This window comes from Curtobacterium pusillum, from assembly GCF_007680845.1.
Lineage (GTDB): Bacteria > Actinomycetota > Actinomycetes > Actinomycetales > Microbacteriaceae > Curtobacterium > Curtobacterium pusillum_B.
The window spans coordinates 83,824-105,810 of record NZ_VEIY01000005.1 but is presented as its reverse complement, the minus strand read 5'-3'; the positions used below and the strand labels follow the sequence as shown (position 1 = coordinate 105,810).

The following is a 21,987-nucleotide window of genomic DNA, read 5'->3' as shown; positions in this document are numbered from 1 at the left end:
GCCGGATGCTGGTTTGCTGGGGTCCGTGGCGGAGATCCTGGTGGTGGAGGACGACCCGGAGATGCGCGCGCTCGTCGAACGCGGGCTGACGGGCGAAGGGCACGCGGTGACGGTCGTGACGGACGGCATCGCCGCTCTCGTCGCGGCGCGGTCGCACTCGTTCGACGCCGCCGCGATCGACGTCATGCTCCCGGAGATGACCGGGTTCGAGGTCTGCCGTCGGCTGCGCGAGATGGGGCTCGACCTCCCGGTGATCCTCGTGACCGCGCGCGACGCCGTCGACGACCGGGTGTTCGGGCTCGACTCGGGCGCCGACGACTACCTCACCAAGCCCTTCGCCATCGCCGAGCTGAACGCCCGCATCCGCGCCCAGCTCCGGCGCCGCGCGGCCGGGACCGCGACGGTCGTCGAGGTGGGAACGGTGCGGCTCGACACCGTCGCGGTGCGTGCCGCGGTCCGTGGTCGCGACCTGCCGCTCAGCGTCAAGGAGTTCTCGCTGCTGCGCTTCCTCGCCCAGGGGTCGCCCGCGGTGCGGACCCGGGCGGAGGTCCTCGACGAGGTCTGGGGGAGCGCCGAGCACTTCGACCCCACGATCGTCGACCAGTACGTCAGCTACGTCCGGAAGAAGCTGCAGGCCGCGGACGCCGACGTGGTGATCCGCACCGTGCGGGGTGTCGGCTACGCGCTCGAGGTCGTGCCGACGTCATGAGGTTCCTGCACCGGCTCTCGATCCGGGCTCGGATCACGCTCGGGAGCCTGCTCGTCGGCGCACTGGTGCTCTCCGGCGTCGCGGTCGTGCTGCACGTGCAGATCGAGCGTGCGACCCTCGCCACTGACCAGTCGCTCGCCGCCGGGGACGCTGCCCCGTTCGTCTCGGACCTCCGCCACAACCCGGACGAGCCGCCGGACCGCCCGGCGGAGGACGTCCTCGTCGGGATCCGGGCTGCCGACGGCAGCTGGGTGGTGGACTCCCTGCCGCGGGACGTACGCGCCGCCCTGCCGACCACGGCACCGTCGGACGAGGTGACGCTCCGACTCCGGACCGACGACCGGACGGCGACGGTCGTCGGGATCCCGGTGGCGAACGACGACGGATCCTTCGTCGTCTGGGCGGCGCACGACGGCCGCGCAGGGCAGGAGACCCTCGCGCGTGTCGACCGGTCGCTCGTGATCGGCACACTGCTGGCGTTGCTCGCGTTCGCAGCCACGGCGTGGTTGCTGTCCACCCTCGCGCTCCGCCCGGTCGGCCGGATGCGGCGGACCGCCGACGAGCTCAGCGCCGGGTCCACGGACGGGCACCTCCCGGTCGGGACCTCGGACGACGAGCTGGCAGCCCTCGCGCGGACGCTCAACGCGTTCATCGACCGGCAGCGCGAGCACGCCGAACGGGAGCGCCGGATGGTGTCCGACGCGAGCCACGAACTGCGGACCCCGCTCGCCGCCCTCACGGCGCGGCTCGAGCTCGCCCACCGCGCTTCCGGCGACGCCGTCGCCCTGGAGCGCGAACTCCGTGCTGCCGAGGACGACGCGGCACGACTCGTGGCGCTGGCGACGACGCTCCTCGAGCTGAACCGGCTCGACGAGGCCGGGCCGCCGCCCTCGACCGCCGCCGCCGACCTCGTCACCGAGCTCATGGGCTCGATCGACCGCGCGCGAGCCCTCCGTGGAGCGGGCGTGCGGGACATCGACTTCGCGGTCCGGATCGACGACCCCGAGCGGCACGTCGCGGTCGAGCCGGCGGCGTTCGCCCGGGTCGTCGACAACCTGGTCGCCAACGCGATCGCCGCGAGCGACGTGCACGGCGTGGTCCGGGTGTCGCTCGACCAGGCCGAGGACGGCGGACTCGACCTGCGGGTCGTCGACGACGGCCCCGGCGTCCCGAGCGACTTCCTGCCGCAGGCGTTCGACCGCTTCACGCGAGCGGACAGTGCGCGGCGTGCCGTCCTCGGCGGCAGCGGACTCGGCCTGGCGCTCGTCCGGGGCATCGCCGAGCGCGCCGGTGGGACCGCGACCCTCGAGAACGCCGACGACGGCGGTGCCGTCGCGACCGTCCGACTCCCGCCGGCCTGAACCAGGCCGCGGCGGACCCGGGTGGCCCGATCACTCGAGGTCTCGAACGAACGGCACGGTCCGTTCCGAGTCCCTCCATAGCCCCGATGCGGATGCTGTGTGTCACCCGATCACACGCTGGAGAGGACCGAGACGATGATCGACACCGCTCGCCCCACCCGACCCGACCCGACCAGGCCGGCCGAGCACGGCCGTCTGCGCGCAGCCGTCCCGCCGGCAGAGCCCCTCGACGTCGCCGCCCGTCGCCGCCGCCGCACGGGTCGTCGCCGGGCCGCGACCACGGACCTCCTCGCGATCGGCGCCTGGGCGTCCGCCGCCGTCGCGGTGACGCTGTGGCTCGCGACGCCCGGGTCGCGCACGGTCGTCGGGCTCGGCGGCTGGCTGACGGACGCCGGGATCGTGGCGGGACTGATCGCTACCGACCTCGTCCTCGTGATGCTCGTCCTCGCCGCGCGGGTCCCGCTCATCGACCGGACGTTCGGCCAGGACAACGCGATCGCCGTGCACCGGTCGCTCGGCAAGCCGGTGCTGTACCTGCTGCTCGCGCACGGGCTGCTCCTCACGCTCGGGTACGGCGCATCGGCGGGGACCGGACCGATCGCCGAGACGATCTCGCTGTTCTCGACGCCGGACATGCCGCTGGCGTACCTCGGCCTCGGGCTCTTCGTCGCCGTGGTCGTCTCCTCGCTCGTCGCCGTCCGTCGCCGGATGCCCTACGAGGCGTGGCACGTCATCCACCTGCTCAGCTACGCGGCCGTGCTCGTCGCGCTCCCGCACATGCTCAGCGCGGGAAGCGTCCTCGCACACGGCACGTGGCAGCGCGCCTACTGGATCGCCGCGTACGTCGTCTCGCTCGGTCTCATCGTGGTGTTCCGCTTCGCGATGCCGCTCGTCGTGACGTTCCGGCACCGGATCCGCGTCGTGGGCGTCGAGCCGATCGCCCCCGGCGTCGTGTCGATCCACCTCGCCGGCCGGGACCTCGACCGGCTCGGTGCCCGCGGCGGGCAGTACGGCGTCTGGCGGTTCTGGACGCGGCACACCTGGTGGCACGCGCACCCCGTGTCGTTCTCCGCCGTCCCGGGGCGTGACCGGGCGCGGATCACGGTCCGCGACCTCGGTGCCGGCTCGGCGCGGCTCGGGCGCATCACACCGGGTGCGTCCGTGTCGCTGGAGGGTCCGTACGGGCTGTTCACCAGCCGGGCGCGGACCGCGCCGTACCTCGCACTCGTCGCGTCGGGCATCGGGGTCACGCCCGTCCGTGCCCTCCTCGAGGACACCGACCTCCGCCCCGACGAGGCGACCGTGCTGCTCCGCGGGTCGGACGCCCACCAGCAGTACCTCTGGCACGAGACGGCGGACCTCGCCCGGGCGACCGGCAGCCGCTTCTACACGATGGTCGGGCACCGAGCGCGGTCCGTCGAGAGCTGGATGACCGAGGACGACGTCCGACGCGGGGTGACGCTGCGGTCGGTGTTCCCGAGGCTGACCGAGTCCGACCTGTACGTCTGCGGGCCGCGGGCATGGTCCGACCTCGTCGTCCGGGAGGCGCGCCTCGCCGGCGTCCCGGAGCACCAGATCCACCAGGAACGGTTCGAGTCATGAGGGCACGCGTCATCGCCGGCGGGATCGTGTCGTCCGCCGCCGTGCTCGTCATCGGCTGGCAGCTCGGCGGGCAGCCCGCGGTCACGACACCGGCGCAGCAGGGCACGACCTCCGGCAGCAGCAGCAGCAGCACCTCCGACAGCAGCAGTACGTCCGACGGCAGCAGCAGCACGTCCGGCGGCAGCAGCAGCTCCAGTGGGAGCAGCAGCTCCGGTGGGAGCAGCAGCTCGACCGCGTCCGGCACCTTCACCGGCGACACCGCCGAGACGCAGTTCGGCCCGGTCCAGGTGCAGATCGTGGTGTCGGACGGCAAGATCACGGCCGTCACCGCGCTGCAGCTGACCGACCGCGACGGCCGGTCGGTCCAGATCAGTCAGCAGGCGGCCCCGATCCTCCAGCAGGAGGCGCTCCAGGCACAGTCGGCGGACATCCAGTCGGTGAGCGGGGCGACGTACACGAGCCAGGGCTACACGACCTCGCTGCAGTCCGCGATCGACAAGGCCGGGCTGTGACCGTCCGGACCTTCGAGACGATGGGGACGGTCGTCAGTCTGCGGGGCGCCACCCCGGAGATGGCGGCCGGAGTCCGGGCGGTGTTCGCCGACCACGACCGCCGGTACAGCCTGTACGACCCCTCGTCCGTGCTCAGCCGGGTCGCGGACGGCTCGCTCCGGCTGGCCGATGCACCGGCGGAGGTCCGCGACGTCTACGCCCTCGCCCTCGACTGGCGCCAGCGGACCGGCGGTGCGTTCACCCCGCACCGTCCCGACGGGGTCATCGACCTCTCCGGGGTGGTGAAGGCCCTCGCGATCCGGGACGCCGGCGCCGTGCTCGACGGAGCCGCCGACGACTGGATGATCAGCGCGGGCGGGGACGTCCTCGTGCGCGGTCAGCACCGTCCGGACACCCCGTGGAGCGTCGGCATCGTCGACCCGGCCCGGCGCGACACCGTGGTCGGCATCGTGCGGCTCACTGGGAGCCGCCGCGCCGTCGCCACCTCGGGCACGGCCGAGCGGGGCGAGCACATCTGGCGACGCACGACCCCCGCCTTCGTGCAGGCGAGCGTGATCGCCGACGACATCGTGACCGCCGACGTCCTCGCCACGGCCGTCGTGGCCGGCGACGAGGACGACCTCCGCCGGATCACCGGCGACGGTTCGGTCGACGTGCTCGCGTTCGGCGCCGACGGACGCGTCTGGGCCACTCCCGGCGCGGCCGGCACCGTCCAGGGCGCCGCACCGTCGCACCACGATCCCGACATCGAACCACCGTCCGACCCTGGTTCGACGTCGCAACCGTGGTTCGAAACGCCCGCGCGAGACAGCGCGACGACGCGAGCGCACGCACCCCGCGCCTGACGCGCCCACCGCCGGACGGGAGGCGCGGTGCCGGCCCGCCCCGCGCCTCCCGTCCGCCCCGTCGTCAGACGGTCGTCGCCCCGCCCAGTCGCGCCTCTTCCGCGTCGTAGCCCGCCCGCACCTGCCGGAGCACCAGGTCGTCGATCTCGTCCGCGTCGCGCAACCGGAGCAGCGTCGCGGCCTTGTGCTGCACGAGCGCGAGCTCGAGCGCGACTGCGGAGTCGTGCCGCTGCAGGGCCGGGTGGTCCTCGTCCTCCTCCTCGCGCGCCTGGATGACGTCGAGGTGCGCCTCGTAGTCCTTCCGCACCCGCTCGACGGTGGCGCGGTCGGCCCCGGCGGACCGGGCGAGGCGGGGGAGTGCGTCGAGCGCCTCCTCGATGGCGGTGCGTTCGGCGTAGCGGCGTTCCTCACCGACGGACTCGTCCTCCGGCAGGGCGGCGCGTCGGAGCACCGCCGGCAGCACCAGGGCCTGGCCGACGATCGTGACGACGACGACGCCGGCGGTGACGAACACGATGAGGTCTCGGTCCGGGAACGCCGCGCCGGACTCCAGCGTGCGCGGGACGGCGACGGCCATCGCGAGCGACACGGCCCCGCGGAACCCGGCGAACCCGCTGACGAGCCGGTCCCGGTGTCCCTCGCGCGGAGCACCGCCCGTCCGGCGGGTGACGAGCCAGACCGTGCCGCCGGCGGCGTTGAGGAACGCGAACCGGACGAGCACGAGCGCCACCGCCACGGCCGCGATGATCCCGGTGGCGCGGAGGAGCTCGGACGCGTCGAGCGCGCGGGCGGCGACCATCGCCTCGATGCCCACGAGCACGAACAGCGCGCCGTTGAGCAGGAACGTGAGGAACGACCAGAAGGCGCGGACCTGCTGGCGGGTCTCCGCGCGGTCGAGCTTCGGCCCGACCTGGCTGACGATGATGCCGGCCGCGACCACGGCGAGGACCCCGGACGCACCGATCGCCTCGGCGCCGAGGAACGCGACGAACGGCACGAGCAGCGTCACGAGGTTCTCGAGGACCACGGTGTCGACGCGACGGAGGACGAGCGTGCCGAGCCAGGCGGCGAGGAGTCCCGCGGCGACCCCGCCGAGGTACGACAGCACGAGCATGCCGGACACGCCCCAGAACGTCAGCTCCTGCGTGCCGACGGTGACCGCCACGGCGATCCCGTAGACCACGAGCGTCGTGCCGTCGTTGACCAGGCTCTCGGCGCGGAGCACCGTCACGTTCCGCCGCGGCAGCATCTTCGTGAGCACCCCGACGGCGGTCGCGTCGGTCGGGGCGACCGCTGCGCCGAGCACCCACGCGGCCCCCCAGGGCATCCCGAGGAAGTGCAGGAGGACGGCGACCGCCCCGGCCGTCACGACGACGAGCAGCGTCCCCATGAGGACGATGCCGCGCAGGTTCTTCCGGATCTCCCGGAGCGACGTCGTCAGGCTCTCCCAGTACAGCAGCGCCGGCAGGAACAGCAGTAGCACGGCGTCAGCCGGCAGCTCCACGTGCGTGAACTGCGGGACGAGCGCGAGCCCCGCGCCGAACACGAGCAGCAGGACGGGTGGAGCGACCCGGATCCGGTCGGCGACCCCCGCCGTCACGGCGATGGCGAGGCCGAGCACGACCACCAGTTCAGGACCCAGCACGCGCACTCCTCGTTTCGGCCGACACTCCAGTCAACGCGGTGCGGCCTGACAGCGCACGCCGGTCGGCCGGCGGTCCGTCGGGTGACCGCCTGTCGGACGGGAGGCGCGGGTCGGCGCCGACCCGCGCCTCCCCTCCGTCAGGTGCGAGCGGCCGAGCCGACCGCGTCGTGCCGGAGGCGTGCGAGGACGCGCCGCAGCGCGTCGACGTCCTGCTCGCTCCAGTGCGCGAGGACCTCGTCGAGGTCCTCGCGCAGCTGCGTGCTGATGCGTTCGCCGTACTCGCGCCCCGTCGCGGTGAGCGCGAGGAGCACGCTGCGCTCGTCGTCGGGCGCCGGGACGCGGACGACGAGCCCGATGGCCTCGAGCCGGTTCGCGATCTTCGTGAGGTTCGCGCGGCCCGTGCCGAGCGCGTCGGCGAGGACGCTCGGCTTCGTCGCGCCACGGTAGGTGAGCTGGTTCACGACGAGGAACATCGACGTGTCGGCGACCGGGAAGGCGATCGCCGACATCATGCGCTGACGCACCTGGTGGCTGTCGGCCCAGTGCACGATGCCGGCGAGGGCGACCCGGACGTCGAACGGGTCGGGGTCGATGACGGGGCGGAGGTCCACTCCGTCACCGGGGTCGATCGGTCGTGCCACGTGCACCTCCTGTTCGCGCCACTGTCCGTCGCGCCACTGTACCGAGGATGCGCGTCGCTCCCGGAGGTCAGCGGCGCAGCAGCCGGACGGGTCCGAGCAGTCCGTGGTCCCGCACGTGCGTGGTCTGCGTCGCCTCGGTGCCGGTGACGAGCTTCGCGATGATGTCCGGCACGTCCTCGTAGTACCCGCGGGCGAGCAGCCGGTTGTTGAGCGAGCTGGCCACGCGGACCACGACCCGGTTCGGGCCCTCGCGCAGGTCGTCCGTGACGTCGACGACCGGGTGCGAGGTGTCGAACCCGCGCGCGGGACCGTCGCCGACGACCACCGACCCGAGGCCGCCGGCGGTCGAGCCGAGGTCGAGCAGGTACCGGTGGTGGTCGTCCTCGTCGTGCGGTGCGTCGATCGTGATGGTGGTGGTGTACTCGCCGACGCCGGACACCTCGGGTCCGACCGCGGGCAGGTCCTTCCAGGGGCGCAGGGGTCCGGTGCCGGAGTCGAGGCGGGTCACGCGGGTCAGCGGACGGACCTCGAGCGTGACGTAGCCGAGGCCGCGGTCCTCCGTGACGACCTCGTCCTCACCGGCGTCCCAGCTCTCGACGACGATGTCCCACGCGTCCGGTTCGGCGAGGACGGTGTCGGTCGCGGTCGCGGTCGCGGTCGCGGCGCCGGTCGCTGTCTCCGTCTCGTGCGTGGACGGGTGCGCGGCGGCCGATCGGTCGAGGGTGACCAGCGCCGTCTCGCCGGGGGCGAGGTGCACCGTCACGATCGTGCGGTCGCCGTCGGTCCGGGCCCCGTCGTGCGGCAGGACGGAACCGGACCAGGCGTCGATCCGGTGCACGGCACCGGTCCCCGGCACCGCGACCTCGACGGTGGTGGGCTCCGCCGTCTCGTACAGGAAGTGGTACAGGTACAGGTGGAGGAGGTCGCCGTCCTCGCGGAGGTGCGTCAGGACGTTCCGGTCCTCGGCGACGAACTCGGCGCGCCCGGCGACTCCGAGCCGACGGAGCGCATCGACCGTGTCAGCGGCGACGTCGACCTCGGCCACGGAGGGCAGCGCGCGGAGTCGGTCCATCGTCGCGGCGAGCTCGGCGTCGCGGCCGTCGAGACCCGGGGTGCGGTCCGCTGCTCGCGGGTGGTGGGTGTCGGTGCCCGCGAGGAGGGACTTCAGCTCGCTCGTCCCGTGCACGATGACCACCCGGACACCCTCGGACGCCCACTCGACGAGCTTCGCGGCGACGTCGGCGTCGAGCGTGCTCTGGAAGACGAGCAGTGCCTGGTACCCGGGGCCGTCCGGCTGGACGACGCCGTCGCCGGTGCGCACGTCGTCCCGGAGCAGCAGGGAGCCGTCGAGGAACTCGTACGTCCACCCGGCGTCCTGCATGCCGAGGTCACGCCACCAGTGGTTCTGGCGGTCGCGCATCCACTGTCGCCCGTACGCGACCTCGTCGGGGACCCGGGAGCCGTCGGCACCGCGGAACACCATGCCTGAGGCGTTGTCGGTGAAGTGGTCGGTGTGCAGGATGCCGACGTCGATGCGGGGGCGCCCCTGGCGGAGGACGTACTGCAGGCGGCCGATCGCGTCGTTCCAGAGCGGGTAGAACTCGGACGCCGGCTGCCGGGTGTCGAAGCGCTCCGAGAACATGCTCCACATGCCCTCGTGCCCGGGCCACTGCGTGACGCCCTCGGCGCCGCTCGTGCTCGCCCAGCCGTGCAGGACCGTCTTCGTGATGCCCGCCGCCAGCTGGGTCGCGATGATCTGGTCGGTGAAGCGGTGGTCCAGCATGTGGTTGCGGGTCGTGGCGCCGGTCTCCGACGAGTACTGCTTGCCGAAGAGGTGCGCCGGACCGGCCAGCAGTCGGTACGCGTCGATCTGGGACGCGAACTCGAGCGACTCGGTCTCGATGCCGTCGACCTCGGGACCGGGACGGGTGAGCTCGAACGGCAGGCCGTAGCTGATCTCCGACCGGAGCGTCATCCCGTTGTCGTGCAGGAACGCCGCGAACGGTCGGAGCATGTTCTCGATGTAGAGGTCGGTGAGCGTCCGGACGTAGTCGAAGCGGACCTTCTCGACGTCGACGGCCTGCTCGGGGAGCGGCTCGGCGTGGTAGGTCGTGCTCGACGCCATGAAGGGCGCGCTCCGCGTGAGGAACGGCAGCCACGGCGTGATCTCGTAGCCGCGCCTGGTCCGGAACTCGTCGGCGACGTGCGCGCCCCAGAACAGGCCGCCGGCGCCGTAGGTCGACAGCTCGAGCGAGTCCATGTACATCTGCGCGCGGGGGTTCCGCGCGATCTCGGCCCGGAGCTCCGGTGTCAGGACCACGCGGTCCCAGTAGTCGATCACGGCGTCGACGCCGGCGCGCTCGAGGTAGTTGACGGTCCAGTTCACGGTGGCCGACGGTGACGCGGTCTGCCCGGTGCCGTGGCACCAGAACGCGGAGAGCCGCCAGTCGCCGTCGTCCGGTGCGGTCCAGTCGAGCGCTCCGTCGACGACCGACGCGGTGAGGTCGACGACCGACGCGGCGTCGAGCACGGTCGGGTCGGCGCCGGCGGCGTCGCTGGTCCCGGTGGACGTGCTGACGACGCGCGTGGCGAGGACGGCGACGAGCGTCTGGACGTGCACGGCACCGCGTTCGCCGGGCAGCGTCGTCTCGGCGGTCGGCGCCTCCAGGTCGATCCGTCGGAGTGCTCCGGTCCGCGACGAGCCGCCCGCGAGGTCCTCGTGCACCACGTCGAGCTCCTGGGCCGCGGCCGGGTGGTCGGCGTCGATCGTCGGCAGGTTCGCGTTCGACCAGTTCGTCCCGGAGGTGAAGCTCACGGACATGCCCCTGGCGGTGGTCTCCTCGACGACGATCTGCGAGTCGTGGACCCACTCCTCCGACCCCCAGCCGTAGCGCGCGTGGTCGATCGCCCCCTCGTCCATCGCGAGGAACTCCATGCCGCCGAACCCCAGCCGGTGCGCGGTCTCGATCTCACGCCGGAGCGTGACGTCCGTGTGGAGCCCCTCGGCGAGCCACCACCGCAGCTCCGGGCGGTACTCGATGGCGGGGTGGGCGACGCCGCGGGCGATGTCGTCGATCGACATGGGTGTTCTCCTTCGAACGGGGGTGCTGCGATGACCGTAGGCGGTCGGAGCACGCGCCGTCAATGTCCCTAGGAAACTACCTGTTTGCTCCTCGCAACAAGAATCCGCTCGGAACGGTTGTGGTCGCGGCGGGTGGCGGGATACAGTGCCGCCGACTGGTTGAACCGTTTCATCCAGCGCAGGCCGGCCGTTCAAGGGAGAACGCAGTGAACCGACCCCGTCGTCCCGACACCCGCCCGCGGCCCTGGTGGGTCGCCGTCGTCTCCGGCATGGCGTCGTACATCGACGCCGCCGCGATCGTCAGCTCCGGCACCGCCCTCGTGCTCTACCAGCAGTCGATCGGCATCACCGGGGGTGAGATCGGCGTGCTGTCCGGCGCGCTCACGTTCTGCATCGCGATTGGCGCACTGTCCGGCGGCCGCCTCGGCGACGTGTTCGGACGACGCTCGGTCTTCATCGCGACGATGGCGATGACGGTGGTCGGTGCGGCGGTCCTCGTGTCCAGTCCGGCCTTCGCCGGGCTGCTCGTCGGCACCGTCCTGGTCGGTCTCGGCACCGGCGCCGACCTCCCGGTGTCGCTCGCGACGATCTCCGAGGCCGCGACCGACGACAACCGCGGCAAGCTCGTCGGGTTCTCGCAGGTGCTGTGGTTCGCGGGCATCCTGGCCACGTACGCGATCTCGACCGTCGTCGGCGACCTCGGTCGACTCGGCGGCCAGATCATGTTCGCGCACGTCGGGGTCGTCGCCCTCGTCGTCCTGGTGCTCCGCTTCACGATCCCCGAGTCGACGGCGTGGTCCGACGCACGCGACGAGAAGGCCGCCGGCGTCGGGACCGTCCGCGCCTCCCGCCACGGGATCCGGGACGTCCTCACGCAGCGGATCTTCCTCGTCCCGTTCCTGGCACTGCTCGTCTTCTACACGTTCACGAACCTCGGGGCGAACACGGGCGGGCAGTTCGGCGCGTACGTCGCGGTGAACGTGGTCGGCCTCTCGGTGCCGTTCTTCTCGACCATGAACCTCGTGAGCGTGCCGGTCGGGATGCTCCTGGCGTTCTGGTTCATGCGCATCGTCGACGGTCGGCTCCGCATGCCGTTCTACATCGTCGGCGCGGTCTGCCTGGTGGTGAGCTACGGGTTGCCCCTCGTGTTCGGCTTCTCGCTGCCGACCCTCGTCGCGATGCTGGCCTTCGGCGCGATCGGCAACGCGTTCGCGTTCGAGGCGATCATGAAGGTGTGGTCGCAGGAGTCGTTCCCGACGCTGCTGCGCGGCTCCGTCCAAGGCACCGTCATCGCCGTCGCCCGTGTCGCCGCCGCGCTGCTGGCACTCGTCACCCCGCTCCTGCTCGACCACCCCGAGGTGATGTACGGCATCCTGACCGCACTCGTCGCGGTCGGCGTCCTCGTCGGGTGGCTCGCGTTCCGGCGAGCGGTCTTCAACGCGTTCACGATCGAGGGCAAGGACCTCGCCGACGCGCAGGAGGCCCTGTTCGCCGCCGGCGTCCGCGACGACGCCCCGGCCGCGGCAGCGCGGCACGACCGGCGCTGACCGGGCTGCGTCCGGTGGGTCGGTGGACGTGACCGCCCGTCGGACGGGAGGCGCGGCGCGGCGCCGACCCGCGCCTCCCGTCCGTCGTCGGGTCGCGTCTCAGACGCGCAGGTCGGTCACCGACACCGTCGGCTCGCCGTCGACCTCGATGCGCACACGCTCGCCCCAGAAGGCGACCAGGCCGCGGATCGCTGCGACCGCGGGGAAGGGGTCCGGGTACGACCACGCGACGTCCTCGACGGTGCCGTCCGCCCGACGGACGCCCCAGTACTCGGTGGCGTGCCCCTTGTACGGGCACTCGCTGACCGTGTCCGTCGGGACCAGCTCGTCGAACCGCACGTCGGCGGCGGGCAGGTACCACCGGGTCGGCAGCCCCGTCTCGTAGACCGCGACCGGGGAGCTCGACTCCGCGAGCACGCGGTCGCCGTCGCGCACGACGACGTGCCGGCTGCTCGGCAGTGCGTCGACGCGGTTGTGCGGGTCGCGCGGGTGGGTGATCACGCGCTCGTCCTCCTCGTACCAGGCGTCCAGCACGCCGGGCGTCCAGGTCACGCCGAGCCAGCCGTCCAGCCCGTCGTCGTCCCACGTCCAGGCGACGTGCTCGACCACCCGGTCGGGGAGCACCAGGTGGAACCACTGGCGCGCGGGCCGGACCGGCCGCCAGGACCGTCCCGGTGCCGGGGCGTCGTCGGCCGGGCGGAGCAGGTCGGTGCGGACGTCGGCCGCGGGGACGCCGTACTCGGGGACCTTCTGCCGGGGCTCCCAGACCAGGACGGGCCGCTTCGTGTCGACCACGGTGACGCCGTCAGCGACGGCGCGGACCCAGCGGCTGCTCGGCTCCCAGGTGAAGTGGTCGGGCAGGACGGGGTGGCGACGGTTCGCGGTGGGGTGCGGCACGCCGGTGATCATCCTCCTCGGACGGCGGCGTGACCGTTTCCTACGTTCCGTGACGCATCGCAACGTTCCGTTACGCCGGTGCTCGTGGAACGTCGGGGGTGCGTGTTCTGATCGCTCCACTGACGAGGGAGTGTCCCATGACGGACGTCGAACGCACCGCCCGCGCGGCCACGGTGCCGCTGCGCATCGCCGTGTTCTCGCACGGCACCGAAGCCCCTCCGGCGGGCCGGGCGTACCGCGACGAGCTCGACCTGTTCACCGAGGCGGAGCGCCTCGGGTACGACGGGGCCTGGGTCCGGCAGTTCCACTTCCGCCACGACGAGGACCCCGCGCGCGGCGGGCTGCCGTCACCGTTCGTCTTCTTCGCGGCACTGGCCGAGCGGACCTCGACGCTCCGGCTCGGCCTCGGCGCGGTGACCCTCCCGCACGAGGACCCCGTCCGGGTCGCCGAGGACGCAGCGGTGCTCGACGCCCTGACCGGTGGCCGCGTCGAGCTCGGTGTCGCCAACGGCGGCGGCCCGGAGACGCTCGACGTCTTCGCCCCCGAACTGGTCGGAGCGGACCACGACCGACGGCGGGAGGCGTTCGACGAGCAGCTCGCCAGGCTCCTCGGCGCGCTCCGCGGTGAGCCCCTCGGCAGCGGGACCGCACGGTTGAACCCCGACGGCAGCGCACTGCTCGACCGCGTCTGGGACGCGACCCTCACCGCCGAGAGCGCCGCGATCGCCGCGGCCCGGGGTCACGGTGTGCTCGTCGGCACGACGCAGACGGTCCCGGCGGAGGTCACGGCCACCGCCTACTTCGAGGCGCTCCCGGACGGGGTGACGCCGCGCGTGGCACTGTCCACCGCGATCTACCCCGCGCCCGACCGCGACACCGCGCTCCGTGAAGCGCGCGCGGGCATCGAGGCGAAGTACGCCTGGGGCGAGTCGTTCCTGCCACCCGCGAAGACCCTCGCCGAGAAGGCCGACGCGCTCAACCTGCACTACGGGACACCGGAGGACATCGTGGAGTCGATCCTGTCGAAGCCGTACTCGCGGTACGCGACGCAGCTCAACGTGCAGGTCGAGCACGGGTACCCGGACTACGGACGTCGACGGGACGCCCTGGCGCTGTTCGCGGAGGCCGTGGCCCCGCGCATCGGCGCGACGACCGGAGCGGCGGTGTCCGCATGACCCGGGACGGCGGCCTCGTCCTCGGCGGCATGGTCTTCTACCCGGGTGGCGAACACGTCACCAGCTGGCGCCTGCCCGGCAGCGAACCCGACGCCTACCTCGACATCGAGTACTACGTGCGGTTCGCTCAGACGCTCGAGCGCGGCGGCTTCGCCACCCTGTTCATCGCGGACGAACTGTACGTGTGGGACCGCTTCGCGTCCGGCATCGACCACGCGGTGAACATCCGGACCGAGCCGTTCACGCTGCTCGGTGCGCTCTCGCAGCGCACGGAGCACATCGGCCTCGCCGCGACGATCTCGACGACCTACAACGAGCCGTACCACATCGCCCGCAAGCTGGCCTCGCTCGACCACCTCAGCGAGGGCCGAGCGGCGTGGAACCTCGTCACGAGCGCCTCCGACGAAGAGGCGTGGAACTTCGGCCGGGACGCCAACCTCGACCACGCCGTCCGCTACCGGCGCGGCGGCGAGTTCGTCGACGTCGTGCAGGGGCTCTGGGACAGCTGGGACGACGACGCCTTCCTGTACGACAAGGAGTCCGGGTACTTCGCGAAGCGCGAGGGCCTGCACGTCCTCGACCACGAGGGCGAGTTCTTCCGGGTGCGCGGTCCGCTGAACATCGCACGGCCCCCGCAGGCGCACCCCGTGCTGTTCCAGGCGGGCGCGTCCGAGGCGGGTCGTGCGCTGGCCGGCGCGAAGGCCGAGGGCGTGTTCACGCTCTGGCAGGACGGACTCGCCGAGGCGCAGGCGCTGTACGCCGACTACAAGCGTCGCGCCGTCGAGGCGGGGCGTGACCCGTCGTCGGTGCTCATCCTGCCCGCGGTCTCGCCGGTGATCGGTGACACCGAGGCCGACGCGCTCCGGCAGCTCGACGAGATCGAGGAACTCACGCCGGACCGTGTGTCGCTCGACCTGCTCTCCCACTACCTGCAGACCGACCTGTCCGACCGGCCCCTGGACGCGCCGCTCGAGCACGTGTTCGACGAGTCGGCGATCAACCAGTCGAAGTCGTTCTACGAGTCCATCCGGCGCATCGCCGCCGACGCGAGCACGCTCCGCGACGTGTACCGCACGATCCTCCGCGGTCGGTTCCTGCCGGGCACGCCCGAGCAGATCGCCGACCACCTGGTCGAGCGGTACGAACACGACGCCGCCGACGGCTTCATGCTCGCGTTCTCGTCGATCCCCGTCAGCGTCGACCGCTTCGTCGACCAGGTCGTGCCGGAGCTCGAGCGCCGCGGTGTGTACGACCGGACGTACCGCGGGAGCACGTTGCGGGAGCACCTCGGGTTGGAGCGTCCGACGAGCCGGTTCGGCGCGGGCGCGGCCGGCGCTGCCGGCGCATCGGCCGACGTCGAGGAGGTGTCCGCGTGAGCGACCGGATCCTGCTCGCGGCCTTCGCCTTCCACCCGGGCGGCGCGCACGTCACGGGGTGGCGACACCCGTCGTCCCGACCCGCGGAGCACCTGACGATCGGCCACCACCGGCACATCGCGCAGAGCGCCGAGCGTGGCTTCTTCGACACGCTGTTCCTGGCGGACGGCCTGTACTTCTGGGACCGCTACCCGTCCGGCGTCGACCACTACGGTGCCCTGCGCCCGGAGCCGTTCACCCTGCTCGCCGCGCTGTCGCAGGTGACCTCGCGGATCGGTCTCGCGGCGACGGTCTCGACGACGTACAACGAGCCGTACCACGTGGCGCGGAGCATCGCGTCGCTCGACCACATCAGCCGAGGCCGTGCCGCCTGGAACCTCGTCACGAGCCGGTACGACGAGGAAGCCCGGAACTTCGGCGGCGACGCCCACATCGACCACTCCCGCCGGTACGAACGCGGCCGTGAGTTCGTCGACGTCGTCAACGGGCTCCTCGACAGCTGGGAGGACGACGCCATCCGTGCGGACGCCGCCTCGGGGATCTTCGCCGATCGCGACGGCCTGCACCGGCTCGACCACGACGGCGAGTTCTTCCGCGTCCGTGGGCCGCTGAACATCGCGCGCCCGCCGCAGGGCCACCCGTTGCTCTTCCAGGCGGGCGGGTCGGAGTCCGGGCTCGAGCTCGCGGCCGACACCGCCGACGCGGTGTTCACCCGCGGAGGATCGACGGGCGACGTCCGTGCGTTCGTCGACGACCTCCGCGCCCGGGCGGTCCGGCACGGCCGCTCGGCGGACGCCGTCAAGATCATGCCGTCGGTGATGCCGGTGGTGGGGGAGACCGCCGCGGACGCCCGTGCCGAGGCGGACGCGATCCTCGCCCTGACGCCGGACGCGCTCATCCTCGAGGACGTGTCGCACCAGATCGGCGTGGACCTCTCCGGGCGCGACGTCGACGTGCCGTTCGACTACGCGCAGTTCGACGACAGCGGGAAGTTCGACACCTCGAACGAGACCCGCTCGCCGAAGCCGGTCGTCGAGCGGCTGCTCGCCGACGGCCCGGCGACCCCGCGGGACGTCTACTCGTGGACGTACCGCCGGCAGCTGCTGACCGGGACCGGACCGGAGATCGCCGACCGGCTCGAGGAGCTCGCCGACGACGGCGGAGCGGACGGCTTCGTCGTGCAGTTCCCGTACCTGCCCGGCGGCATCGACCGCTTCGTCGACCACGTCGTCCCCGAGCTGCAGCGCCGCGGCCGGACCGCCACCACCTACGACGACCTCACGCTGCGCGAACGGTTCGGACACGCCCGCGTGCCCGACCGCGCGCACCGCTCGTCGCCCGCTGTCCCGCCAGTCCTCCACCCGTAGCCCCACCCGAACCCCTGGAGTCCACCGTGACCGTCGACCTCACGTCGCGACGGCGTCGCCTCAAGCGTCTCGCCCTCGCCGCCACCGCCGCCGCCCTCGCCCTCACCCTCGCCGCCTGCTCCTCCGGCGGCAGCGCGACCAGCGGGTCGTCCTCCGGCGCCGGCGTCTACAAGCTCGGACTCCAAGAGCCCGACAGCACGATCAACCCGCTCACCACCTCCGACTACAACGCGATGTTCCTCGTCGGACTCGCTTCCGAGGGGCTCCTCAGCCAGGACGCGAAGGGCACGCTCGAGGGCCGGCTCGCGAAGTCGTGGAAGCCGTCCTCGGACGGGAAGACCTGGACCGTGACGCTCCGCGACGGCCTCCAGTTCTCGGACGGCACCGCCCTCACGAGCAAGGACGTCGTCGCGACGTTCGACTCGATCATCGGGAAGGACAGCCAGTCGCCCGGGAAGTCGAGCTTCGACGGCATCCTCTCGTCCGTCACCGCCGACGGCGACTCCGCGGTCACCTTCGCCCTCGCGAAGCCGTACGCCGACTTCCCCTACCTGCTCACCGGCTCCAACACCACGATCCAGCCCGCCGGGTTCTCGGCGTCGACGAACTGGGCCAAGAAGCCCGTGGGCGCCGGCCAGTTCGTGCTCTCGAAGTACTCGGCCGGCCAGGGGGTGACCTTCACGAAGAACCCGAAGTACTGGGACGCGAAGGACGTCAAGCTGTCCGAGGTCGACGTCAAGTTCTACGCGGACGACCAGGCGCAGCTGCTCGCCTTCCAGAGCGGCGAGATCGACCAGATCGCGTCGAGCCCAACGGCGACCGCGACGCTCAAGGGCACGGCGGTCAAGGAGACGAAGCCCTACTACAACAAGTTCGACGGCATCTTCATCGACGTCACGAAGGCGCCGTTCGACGACCCGAAGGTGCGGGAGGCGTTCGCGCTCGCGCTCGACCGCAAGGCGATCGTCAAGACGGTCTACGGGGGCGACGCCTCGGTCGGCAACGACACCACGTTCTTCCCGAGCTCGGCGATCCAGCCGAAGGGTCTCGAGCAGCGGTCCCAGGACGAGTCGAAGGTCAAGGAACTCCTCGGCGGGAAGACCGTCTCGTTCACGATCACCACGCTTGACGCCGAGAAGGCCCTGGCCCAGGTCGTGCAGCAGCAGCTCGAAGCGGTCGGCGGCTTCAAGGTCACGCTCAAGGTGCTGACGAGCGCGGAGTACTACGCCGACGGCGACGACACGCCGTGGCTGAACGCACCCGTGACGATCACGAACTGGGCGCAGCGGCTGCCGGCGCAGTACGTCGACCTCATCTACCGGTCCGGGGCAGCGTGGAACGCCTCGAAGTACTCGAACCCGGAGCTCGAGAAGTTCGTCGACCAGTACGAGTCGACCACGTCGGACTCCGAGCGACAGGACCTCGCGAACCAGATCGCGACGATCGAGTGGACGGACCTGCCGGTCATCGTGCCGGCCTTCGCGTCGAGCAAGATCCTCCTGCAGGAGCACGTCACCGGGACCTTCCGCTCCGGGCAGGACTTCCCCGGCGGGTTCGACTTCCGCGGGATCGGGGTCAGCTCGTCATGAGCACTGCGCGCCGCCGTCGTCTGCTGACCCTCGTCGGGCAGCGGGTCGTCCAGATCCCGCTCGTCCTGGTCGTGGTCTCGATCCTCACGTTCTGGCTCGTCCAGGTCGTGCCGGGGGACCCCGGTCGGAACGCCCTCGGGCAGTACGCGACGGCGGCGCAGGTGCAGGCCTGGAACGTGTCGCACGGGTTGGACGGGTCCCTCGTGAGCCGGTACCTGCACTGGATCGGCGGGTTCGTCACGGGGGACTGGGGCACGAGCTTCGTGTACTCCGAACCCGTCCGGGATCTCGTGCTCGGCCGGCTCGGCAACTCGCTGCTGCTCGGTGCGTACGCGTTCGTCATCATGGTGCCGGTCGCGATCGCACTCGGCGCGGTGCAGGCGTACCGGCAGGGGAAGCGTTCCGACCGGGCGATCACGGTCGGACTCCTCACGGTCTCCGCCGTCCCGGAGTTCGTCGTCGGCATCGTCCTGCTGCTGGTGTTCGCCGTCTGGCTGCGGGTCGTCCCGGTGCAGGCGTCCGGTGCGCTCGACGCCGGGTTCGGGGAGCGGCTCCGGGTGCTGACGCTACCCGCGGTGGTCCTCGCACTCGCGTACCTGGCGGTGCTGACCCGGATGGTCCGGGCGGGCACGATCGAGACGATCCGCTCGCAGTTCCACCGGACCGCCGTGCTCAAGGGGCTCACGACCGGGCAGATCGTCCGTCGGCACGTGATCCGGAACGCGCTGATCCCGACGTTCTCGGTGCTCGGCATCTACCTCGGCACCCTCCTCGGCGGCAGCGTCATCGTCGAGACCCTCTTCTCCTACCCGGGGCTCGGTGCGCTGCTCGTGTCCGCCGCCGAGCGCAAGGACGCACTGCTCCTGGAGAGCGGCGTCATGCTCGCCGGGGCACTGTCTCTCGGCGCGCTGCTGCTGACCGACCTGCTGTTCGTCGTGGTCGACCCGCGGATCCGGTTCGAACGACGGGCGACCGCATGACCGCCGTCGTCCCCGGAGCCCTCGACACCGAGGGCCGCCCGGCCGCCGCCGACCCCTCGTCGACGACCATCGCCGCGAGTCGCAGCAGCCGCCGCGGCTGGCGTGCGCTCCTGGTCCGGCCGACGTTCCTGGTGTCCGCGGCGATCCTCCTGTGGTGGGTGGTCCTCGCCATCGGATGGCACGCGTTCGGGCTGCAGCCGTACGCGAAGACCGGCGGCCTGCTGCTCGCCCCGAGCGGCGCGCACTGGTTCGGGACCGACTCCCTCGGCCGCGACGTCTTCGCGCGGGTCGCGGCCGGTGCGCGACCGGCGCTCCTCATCGGACCGCTCGGCGCGGCCCTCGCGACCGTCCTGGGCGGCACGCTCGGTCTGCTCGCGGGGTACCACCGCGGTTGGGTCGACACGGCGTTGATGCGCTTCTTCGACGTGCTGCTCGCCCTGCCGAGCCTCATCTTCCTGGTGGTCCTCGTCGGGGCGTTCGGCGTGTCGACGCCGGCGCTGATCCTCATCGTCGGTGTGCTCTTCGCACCCGGCATCGCCCGGATCGTCCGGGCCGCGGTGCTGGTCGAGATGGGCAAGTCCTACGTCCAGGCCGCCCGGCTGCAGGGCGAGAGCGGGTTCCGTGCGATGCTCACCGAGCTGCTGCCGAACGTCGTCGGGGTCTTCGTGATCCAGGCGGTGCTGAGCCTCGGTGCCGCGATCTTCATCACGGCGTCGCTGTCGTTCCTCGGGCTCGGGTCGCAACCGCCCGCCGCCGACTGGGGGCTCGACATCAACGCGAACCGCGCGTACCTGCAGGCCGCGTGGTGGACCGTCGTCTTCCCCGGGATCGCCGTGGCGTCGATCGTCGTCTCCGCGAACCTCATCGCGGACAACCTCAAGGAGGTCTCCGAATGACCGAGCCACTGGTCCGCGTCGACGACCTCTCCGTCGCCTACCGCGGGACGCGGGTCGTCGATCGCCTCTCGTTCACGATCGACGCACGCGGCTCGTACGGCCTCGTCGGCGAGTCCGGTTCGGGCAAGAGCACCGCGGCGGGCACCCTCACCGCGTCGCTCGGCCCGGACGCCGAGGTCCGCGCGGCCCGGCTCGAGGTGGACGGCACGGACGTGACCGCCGTCCGCGGTGATCGGCTCCGACGGTTCCGGCGCGACGTGGTGGCGGTCGTGCACCAGGAGCCCGGTCTCGCGCTCAACCCGACGATGACCGTCGGACGCCAGGTCGCCGAGGTCCTCCGCAACACCGGCTCCGGCCGCGCCGACGCCGAGCGGGCGACCGTCGAGGCGTTCACCCGGGTGGGACTGCCGTCCCCCGAGACCATCGGGGTCCGGTACCCGCACGAGCTCTCCGGTGGACAGCAGCAGCGCGTGGCGATCGCGATGGCGCTCGTCGCCCGGCCGCGGCTGCTCGTCCTCGACGAACCGACGACCGGACTGGACGCGACGGTCGAGGCGGGGATCATGGCACTCATCGACGAACTCCGCGCCGAGCTCGGGTTCGCCACGCTCCTCATCAGCCACAACCTGCCGCTCGTCGCCGCGCACTGCGACCGGGTCGGGGTCCTCCGGCGGGGCGTGCTCGTCGAGGAGGGCACGGCCGCCCAGGTCCTCACCGCGCCGACGGACCCGTACACCGTGCAGTTGGTCGAGGCCCTGCCCGACATCACGGCCGGCAAACCGGCCGGCCGACCGGTCCTGGCCGGCCCGTCCAACCCGGCGGGCCCAGCTGGCCCCGCCGACCTGGCCGGCCCAGCCGACCCGGCGGCCACGGCGGACCCGGCCGTCCTGGTGACCGTCCGCGCGCTCCGCAAGGAGTACGACGGTCAGGCCGCCCTCGACGGCGTCGACCTCGACCTGCACCGGGGCGAGGTCCTCGGCGTCGTGGGGGAGTCCGGTTCCGGCAAGACGACCTTCGGCCGAGCCCTCGCCGGCCTCGTCCGGTACGACGGCACGATCGACCTCGCCGCCGACGACAGCGGCCGCCGCACACCACCCGTGCAGGTGGTCTTCCAGAACGCCGACGCCTCGCTCAACCCACGCCGCACCGTCCGGCAGGTGCTCGGTCGGGCGATCCGACTGCTCGGCGGGGACGGCACCGCCGAGCAGCTCGCCGCCCGCGTCGGCCTCGCCCCGGACGTCCTGGACCGCCGACCGGCCCAGCTGTCCGGCGGGCAGAAGCAGCGCGTCGCGATCGCCCGCGCGTTCGCCGGGCCCGTCCCGCTCGTGGTCTGCGACGAGCCCACCTCCGCGCTCGACGTGTCCGTGCAGGCGCGGATCCTCGACCTCGTGCTCGACCTGCAGCAGACCACCGGCACGACGTGCGTCTTCATCTCGCACGACCTGGCGGTGGTCCGACGGGTGGCGGACCGCATCGCCGTCTTCGAGGCCGGACGCATCGTCGACGTCGCCCCGGCCGAGCGGGTGTTCGACGACGGCAGTCACCCGCGCACGCGGGCGCTCGTCGACGCCGCCTTCGACCTCCGCCGCCGCGCCGGCCTGACGGCGCGCCTCGCGCCGTCCTGACCCGATTCCCGTGCGCCGGTTGCGTGCGTCCCCGAGCGCGACCCGAGTCCCCGAGCGGGCAGGACGCGCCGCGCGCGTCCCGCCGAGCGGGCGGAGCCGGCCGCCGCCGACCGCCGAGCGGGCCGTATTCTGCCCGCT

General features: G+C 72.4%; 17 protein-coding genes. 13 read left to right on the top strand and 4 right to left on the bottom strand.

Going from position 1 to position 21,987, the window contains the following annotated elements; translation table 11 throughout:
- Positions 1-25 precede the first annotated feature (25 nt).
- The 5 genes from FS825_RS12260 to FS825_RS12240 all read left to right on the top strand — a co-directional run bounded on the left by FS825_RS12260 (position 26) and on the right by FS825_RS12240 (position 5,029).
- Positions 26-709 carry a response regulator transcription factor gene (locus tag FS825_RS12260; protein ID WP_144713388.1) on the top strand — a complete coding sequence of 228 codons (684 nt, stop codon included), beginning with the start codon at positions 26-28 and terminating at the stop codon, positions 707-709.
- The gene (locus tag FS825_RS12255; RefSeq protein WP_144713386.1) at positions 706-2,070 is read left to right on the top strand and encodes a sensor histidine kinase; all 1,365 of its coding nucleotides are present in this window, start codon (positions 706-708) and stop codon (positions 2,068-2,070) included. Before FS825_RS12260 ends, FS825_RS12255 begins: the two co-directional genes overlap by 4 nt.
- 135 nt (positions 2,071-2,205) lie before the next feature.
- On the top strand, positions 2,206-3,672 hold the full coding sequence (locus FS825_RS12250; RefSeq protein WP_144713384.1) for a ferredoxin reductase family protein: 1,467 nt from the start codon (positions 2,206-2,208) through the stop codon (positions 3,670-3,672).
- Positions 3,669-4,184 (top strand): FMN-binding protein, encoded by a 516-nt coding sequence (locus tag FS825_RS12245; RefSeq protein WP_144713382.1) that lies wholly within the window; start codon positions 3,669-3,671, stop codon positions 4,182-4,184. Before FS825_RS12250 ends, FS825_RS12245 begins: the two co-directional genes overlap by 4 nt.
- Positions 4,181-5,029 carry an FAD:protein FMN transferase gene (locus FS825_RS12240; protein ID WP_260981156.1) on the top strand — a complete coding sequence of 283 codons (849 nt, stop codon included), beginning with the start codon at positions 4,181-4,183 and terminating at the stop codon, positions 5,027-5,029. The genes FS825_RS12245 and FS825_RS12240 overlap by 4 nt, the downstream gene beginning before the upstream one ends.
- 64 nt (positions 5,030-5,093) lie before the next feature.
- Here FS825_RS12240 and FS825_RS12235 read toward each other — a convergent pair whose 3' ends face one another.
- The 3 genes from FS825_RS12235 to FS825_RS12225 form a co-directional block, all read right to left on the bottom strand.
- The gene (locus FS825_RS12235; RefSeq protein ID WP_144713380.1) at positions 5,094-6,674 is read right to left on the bottom strand and encodes a Na+/H+ antiporter; all 1,581 of its coding nucleotides are present in this window, start codon (positions 6,672-6,674) and stop codon (positions 5,094-5,096) included.
- A gap of 137 nt (positions 6,675-6,811) precedes the next feature.
- Positions 6,812-7,315, bottom strand: coding sequence for a MarR family winged helix-turn-helix transcriptional regulator (locus FS825_RS12230; RefSeq protein ID WP_144713378.1), 504 nt, complete (start codon positions 7,313-7,315; stop codon positions 6,812-6,814).
- A gap of 67 nt (positions 7,316-7,382) precedes the next feature.
- Complete coding sequence (locus FS825_RS12225) at positions 7,383-10,397, bottom strand: glycosyl hydrolase (RefSeq protein WP_144713376.1); 3,015 nt, start codon at positions 10,395-10,397, stop codon at positions 7,383-7,385.
- Between the two features lie 206 nt (positions 10,398-10,603).
- On the opposite strand from FS825_RS12225, the gene FS825_RS12220 reads away from it, so the two are divergent.
- Positions 10,604-11,944, top strand: a complete 1,341-nt coding sequence (locus FS825_RS12220; protein WP_260981154.1) for an MFS transporter — start codon at positions 10,604-10,606, stop codon at positions 11,942-11,944.
- 99 nt (positions 11,945-12,043) lie between these two features.
- On the opposite strand, the gene FS825_RS12215 is transcribed toward FS825_RS12220, so the two are convergent.
- Positions 12,044-12,841 (bottom strand): DUF427 domain-containing protein, encoded by a 798-nt coding sequence (locus FS825_RS12215; RefSeq protein ID WP_222126930.1) that lies wholly within the window; start codon positions 12,839-12,841, stop codon positions 12,044-12,046.
- Between the two features lie 137 nt (positions 12,842-12,978).
- Between FS825_RS12215 and FS825_RS12210 the strand changes: the two genes are divergently transcribed.
- From FS825_RS12210 to FS825_RS12180, 7 genes are read left to right on the top strand one after another with little or no spacing between them, the layout of a single operon-like run.
- Positions 12,979-14,016, top strand: a complete 1,038-nt coding sequence (locus FS825_RS12210; protein WP_144713372.1) for an LLM class flavin-dependent oxidoreductase — start codon at positions 12,979-12,981, stop codon at positions 14,014-14,016.
- The gene (locus FS825_RS12205; protein ID WP_144713370.1) at positions 14,013-15,392 is read left to right on the top strand and encodes an LLM class flavin-dependent oxidoreductase; all 1,380 of its coding nucleotides are present in this window, start codon (positions 14,013-14,015) and stop codon (positions 15,390-15,392) included. Before FS825_RS12210 ends, FS825_RS12205 begins: the two co-directional genes overlap by 4 nt.
- Complete coding sequence (locus tag FS825_RS12200; RefSeq protein ID WP_144713368.1) at positions 15,389-16,759, top strand: NtaA/DmoA family FMN-dependent monooxygenase; 1,371 nt, start codon at positions 15,389-15,391, stop codon at positions 16,757-16,759. The genes FS825_RS12205 and FS825_RS12200 overlap by 4 nt, the downstream gene beginning before the upstream one ends.
- Positions 16,760-16,785: 26 nt before the next feature.
- Complete coding sequence (locus FS825_RS12195; RefSeq protein WP_144713366.1) at positions 16,786-18,348, top strand: ABC transporter substrate-binding protein; 1,563 nt, start codon at positions 16,786-16,788, stop codon at positions 18,346-18,348.
- Entirely contained in the window at positions 18,345-19,328 is a 984-nt protein-coding gene (locus FS825_RS12190) for an ABC transporter permease (RefSeq protein ID WP_144713364.1), read from the top strand. Before FS825_RS12195 ends, FS825_RS12190 begins: the two co-directional genes overlap by 4 nt.
- Positions 19,325-20,224 carry an ABC transporter permease gene (locus FS825_RS12185; protein ID WP_144713363.1) on the top strand — a complete coding sequence of 300 codons (900 nt, stop codon included), beginning with the start codon at positions 19,325-19,327 and terminating at the stop codon, positions 20,222-20,224. The genes FS825_RS12190 and FS825_RS12185 overlap by 4 nt, the downstream gene beginning before the upstream one ends.
- Positions 20,221-21,849, top strand: a complete 1,629-nt coding sequence (locus FS825_RS12180; protein ID WP_144713361.1) for an ATP-binding cassette domain-containing protein — start codon at positions 20,221-20,223, stop codon at positions 21,847-21,849. The genes FS825_RS12185 and FS825_RS12180 overlap by 4 nt, the downstream gene beginning before the upstream one ends.
- Positions 21,850-21,987 lie beyond the last annotated feature (138 nt).

Coding starts and splice junctions, on each gene's coding strand:
- FS825_RS12255 (WP_144713386.1), top strand. CDS start 706: ATGAGGTTCCTGCACCGGCTCTCGATCCGGGCTCGGATCACGCTCGGG.
- FS825_RS12250 (WP_144713384.1), top strand. CDS start 2,206: ATGATCGACACCGCTCGCCCCACCCGACCCGACCCGACCAGGCCGGCC.
- FS825_RS12245 (WP_144713382.1), top strand. CDS start 3,669: ATGAGGGCACGCGTCATCGCCGGCGGGATCGTGTCGTCCGCCGCCGTG.
- FS825_RS12225 (WP_144713376.1), bottom strand. CDS start 10,397: ATGTCGATCGACGACATCGCCCGCGGCGTCGCCCACCCCGCCATCGAG.
- FS825_RS12210 (WP_144713372.1), top strand. CDS start 12,979: ATGACGGACGTCGAACGCACCGCCCGCGCGGCCACGGTGCCGCTGCGC.
- FS825_RS12205 (WP_144713370.1), top strand. CDS start 14,013: ATGACCCGGGACGGCGGCCTCGTCCTCGGCGGCATGGTCTTCTACCCG.
- FS825_RS12190 (WP_144713364.1), top strand. CDS start 18,345: ATGAGCACTGCGCGCCGCCGTCGTCTGCTGACCCTCGTCGGGCAGCGG.
- FS825_RS12185 (WP_144713363.1), top strand. CDS start 19,325: ATGACCGCCGTCGTCCCCGGAGCCCTCGACACCGAGGGCCGCCCGGCC.
- FS825_RS12180 (WP_144713361.1), top strand. CDS start 20,221: ATGACCGAGCCACTGGTCCGCGTCGACGACCTCTCCGTCGCCTACCGC.